This window comes from Bradyrhizobium sp. P3_C3, assembly GCF_056402655.1.
Map to the genome: position 1 here is coordinate 1 of NZ_JBFUGY010000138.1, position 1,189 is coordinate 1,189.

Annotated in this window: 1 protein-coding gene; it reads right to left on the bottom strand. The window is 56.9% G+C overall.

The window, feature by feature from the left end:
• On the bottom strand, nt 1-413 hold a 413-nt coding region (locus tag AC1DW2_RS43785; protein WP_477009211.1), incomplete at its 3' end, for an amino acid kinase family protein.
• Between the last annotated feature and the right edge of the window lie 776 nt (nt 414-1,189).

The following is a 1,189-nucleotide window of genomic DNA, read 5'->3' on the forward strand; positions in this document are numbered from 1 at the left end:
CCCGCTAAAACCACGATGCGTCCGCGACCGAGTTCTTCGAGCACGCGCGCAGGCCGCACATCTAAAATTCGCGCGGAAGAATGAGATTCGTCTGTCATTACACCGGCCTGACTCCCGGTAAAACTAATGGCTGGCGCACCGAGATCAGACAGGGCCATGCTCATCAACGACATGCTGATGCGCTCACCGGTCGTTAGCAACATATCCAGTTCGCGGCGGTTGGGATGCGGGCTTACTTGATAAGCCGCCTTAATTAGTTCGTCGGTCGTCTTACCCATCGCTGAAACGATCGCCACGACGCGATGACCACGGCTGTGCAAATCGGCGAGGCTCCTCGCAACCGCGCGGATTTTTTCCGGGGTTTCTAGACAGACGCCGCCGTATTTTTGCACGATGGTCGGATTGTTGCGCATTTACGTGCGACGGCAGCTGTATGAGCGGTGGCTTGATGTTCGCTCCGCTCCGCCGGATAGTTTCATGCATCTAGCTCCAGAACTGCTTGCGGTCCGCGCAAAGATTGGATCACCCCTATCGAATTTCGCGACGTTTTTTCCGCGCGCCAGCGCGTCTCTGAGGTTCAGAGAATAGGCCAGTGCACGCGGTTGCCCACGCACCTCTCCGCTCATCGCCTTTCACAGCTCTCCAAGTATTCGATACAAGAATCGTTTTTCTTGGCGGAAGATTGGCGGTCACGACAAGATCGGCTGGGTAACGCTAAAGGTTCTGCCGACCCGAAAAATAATCCCTGAATGAAAGTGTCGTACCGGTTTCGCCGGGAAATGGCCACACGCACGTCCTCGGACCAGCGGTGCCGCCGACCCGTCTCCACCGCTTCAAGCCGTTCGACTTGGGCACTGAGCCCATCACCGTCCATCAGGACAGTTCTCAATACCGCGCCTCTTTCGGCAAGGCGGCCCCGCCGGATGTGTACTAACAGAGTGGCCCGACGTCGTGTTTTCTAGGACGTACCAAGACTTGTCAGCCTTGCACTCCCCAAAGGCCTTGCCCAAGGCAGCTAACGAAAATTTGGGTCCAGATGCTGGACATAATCGATGTGGATCAAATATCATCCACCATTGCGCGCGATTGTTCCAAGCTCCGAGAGCTTGGCGGCCGGGCCCTGTCGGCTGAGACAACAACTGACGCCCCCCGAGCCCGTGCCTACTTTCGCTTGGTTGCCCTGAGTTAG